We start from the raw sequence: 2803 nt of genomic DNA, 5'->3' as shown, positions 1-2803 counted from the left end.
GAGATCATGTTCGGCCGCCTGAAGGATTGGCGGCGCGTCGCGACCCGATACGACCGGTGCCCGGAAACCTTCTTCTCTGCGATCTTGCTAGCCGCAACCGTCTTGTTCTGGCTCCGAAACTCAATGAGTCTGGACCCTAGTCAGACCGCCCCGCCGCGCGCAGGATCGCCATGGTCGCGGCATGGGCCATCGCGGCGCGGCCGGTTGCGTCCATCTTTTCGGCCAATGCGCGATGGGGAACCTCGACGCTGATCGTCGTGCCCTGCGGCACGGCGCGGACCAGCCCGACAAGGTCGATGCCGCCCTGCCCCGGAAACAGCCTTTCGCCGCGCGCGACGCGGATCAATGCCTGATCCTCGGGGTCGTAAGGGACGGCCCCGTCGCAAAGCTGAACATAATTGACCAGCGCCGGCGGCAGCGCCGCCACCTGGTCAAGCGTCGTGGTAGAGCGGTCGAAATGCAGCGCATCGACCAGCACGCCGCCATTCGGGCGGCCCGCCGCCTCGACGATGCCTTGCGCGGCGGCCAGATCGGGCACGGCAGTCCAGGGCATGAACTCCAGATCCGCGGTCAGCCCATGCGGGCGGGCAAGGTCGCAGAAGCGCGCGAAGCTTTCCGTCAGCCGCCCGGCTTCGGGATCGTCGCCCGCGACAAGGACATGGCGGGCAGAAAGCGCCTCGCAGCGGGCGGCGAAGCGGGCGAACTGGTCCCAGTCGTTCTGGGGCTTCAGGCGGATGATCTCGACATCACCGACCGTCACGCCGGTATCCGCAAGCGCGGCCCGAACCTCGGCCAGCTCGCGGTCGTCGGTCAGCAGCGGATAATCCGGCTCGGCCCCCGGCGCGGCGGGCAGGATGCGCAGCCCGACCATCTGATAGCCGGTGGCGGCGGCGATGCGCACCGCCTCGACCGGGCCGATATCGAAGATGGTCAGGAAGGCAAGCGACAGCGGATGGGTCATCATTCCCCTCACTTCAGCGGCGAGAACGGCAGCGGCATGGCAATCTGGCTGGTCATGTCGGGGGAAAGCCAGTCCGGCCCGCCCTTCGGCGGCCATTTGCCGTCGGCGACGGATTTCGCCCGCGCCTCGCTGCGCGCGGCAAGGCTTTCATAGGGCCAGATCTGCGTGAGGCGCGGCGCACCGTCGAGGCCATACATCGCGACGGTCAGCTTCGAATAAGCTTCACGCGCGGGGACCGCCTCGCGCCATTTCTCCATTGTGGGGAGGATGCCGTTCACCTTGGTCTTGTAGGTGCGGAACTCATAGACCGGGCCGAAGCTGCCCGGCTGGACCGGCGGCAGGAAATCGAGGGCGCGATAGCTTTCCATCGACAGGTTCACCAATTGCTCCGCGCAACCGAAGGGGTTGTCCGCGCGCAGCGCGCGTTCGCGTTCCGCGTAAAGCTGGGTCAGGTCGTCGAAGGCGCGCAGGACAAAGACGCGGTTCAGCGTGCCGATATCGGTGCCCCATGCGCCGCAAAGCCGGCCCTGCCCGGCGCCGACCCAAGCCTCGATCCCCGGCGCGGCCTTGCCGCCCCCGAAGATCACGGTGTCGAGCGTGGCGAGTTCGTAATAGCTCATGGCATTTCCTCCTGTGAAAACCCGGTGACGGGCTGGCCGGCCAGAACGCGGCCGGCGATATATCCGAATGTCATGCCGGGCCCCAGCGTGATGCCGCCCGACGGGTAATGGCCGCCCATGACCGAGGCCATGTCGTTGCCAATTGCGAAAAGACCCGGAACCGGCCGGTCCTGCCGGTCCAGCACTCGCGCCAGCGGGTCCGTCTTCAGCCCCGCGAAGGTGCCAAGCGATCCCGGCACGATCCTGACCGCGTAGAACGGCCCCGTTTCCAGCGGCGCGAGCGAGGGGTTCGGCCCATGCGCGGCGTCGCCCTGCACGCGATTGTAGATGCTTTCGCCGCGGTGAAATTCCGGGTCGCGGCCCTCGGCGGCGGCGTCGTTGAAGCGCCGGATGGTGTCAGAAAGCGCCGCGGCCGGGATCCCGCAGGCGACAGCCAGTTCCTCGACCGTCCGGCCCCGCTTCAGATAACCCGAGCGGATCGCGCCCCTCAGCGGAAAGGGAAAGGGCTTGGACCAGCCAAGGCCCCAGCGGCGTTGCGCGCGGTGATCCGCGATCAGCCAGCAATGCGGCGCCTTGCCGGGCGGGGTCACGGCAAGCAGTACGGCCATGAAGTCGTGATAGCTGTCAGCCTCGCTGACAAAGCGCCGCCCCTCGGGCGTGACCGCGATGATGCCGGGCTTCGCGCGCTCGATCAGATGCGGGAAATGCGCGACCGAGCCATCGGCGCGCGGCACCAGCGACACCGGGGCCAACGCCACGTTCGAGGCGAGCGTGCCGTCGACCTCGGCCCCCGCCGCCTCGGCAAGCCGCATCCCGTCGCCGCTATTGCCGCGCGGCGCGGCCGAGAAATGCCCGGCCCCGCCCCCTGCCCCGGCCGCAAGCTGATCAAGCCGCGCCGGGTCATGGGGAAAGCCCCCGGTCGCCAGCACCACGCCCCGGCTGGCGGTGACGACCAGCGGCCCCTGAGGCGTCGAAAGCCGCGCCCCGGTGATCCGCCCGTCCTGCCGCGTAAGTTCCGCGACCGGCGCGCTGTCGATCAGCGTGACGCCCTTGTCGAGGGCCGAGCGCAGCAGCCGCGCAACCAGCGCATTGCCGTTCACAAGCTGCGTCCCCCGCCCATGCAGCACGAGGTCGCGCAGATGCCGCCCGATCCGCCGCGCGGCATGAAGCGCCGAGCGCGGCTTGCGCGTCGCATCGAAGAAATGGCGCATATCAGCGCCGC

At 68.9% G+C, this 2803-nt stretch carries 3 protein-coding genes and 1 pseudogene; 1 reads left to right on the top strand and 3 read right to left on the bottom strand.

Features of this window, described 5'->3' with window-relative positions; translation table 11 throughout:
- Window positions 1–114: pseudogene (locus VNQ78_RS07885) on the top strand (IS5/IS1182 family transposase); the annotation flags it as partial.
- A 22-nt stretch (window positions 115–136) separates the two neighbouring features.
- On the opposite strand, the gene VNQ78_RS07880 reads toward VNQ78_RS07885, so the two are convergent.
- The 3 genes from VNQ78_RS07880 to VNQ78_RS07870 form a co-directional block, all read right to left on the bottom strand.
- Window positions 137–961, bottom strand: coding sequence for a sugar phosphate isomerase/epimerase (locus VNQ78_RS07880; RefSeq protein WP_325688420.1), 825 nt, complete (start codon window positions 959–961; stop codon window positions 137–139).
- 8 nt (window positions 962–969) lie between these two features.
- Entirely contained in the window at window positions 970–1581 is a 612-nt protein-coding gene (locus VNQ78_RS07875; protein ID WP_325688418.1) for an NIPSNAP family protein, read from the bottom strand.
- On the bottom strand, window positions 1578–2803 hold a 1226-nt coding region (locus VNQ78_RS07870), incomplete at its 5' end, for an FAD-binding protein (protein ID WP_325688416.1). The genes VNQ78_RS07870 and VNQ78_RS07875, both read right to left, overlap by 4 nt.

Origin of the sequence: Paracoccus sp. (in: a-proteobacteria), assembly GCF_035556475.1 — a bacterium.
Lineage (GTDB): Bacteria > Pseudomonadota > Alphaproteobacteria > Rhodobacterales > Rhodobacteraceae > Paracoccus.
The sequence above is the reverse complement of the archived record's forward strand: the minus strand, read 5'-3'. Positions and strand labels throughout refer to the sequence as shown.

What these genes read in the sequence shown, in the direction of transcription:
- VNQ78_RS07880 (WP_325688420.1), bottom strand. Translation starts at nt 961, where the DNA reads ATGACCCATCCGCTGTCGCTTGCCTTCCTGACCATCTTCGATATCGGC.
- VNQ78_RS07875 (WP_325688418.1), bottom strand. Translation starts at nt 1,581, where the DNA reads ATGAGCTATTACGAACTCGCCACGCTCGACACCGTGATCTTCGGGGGC.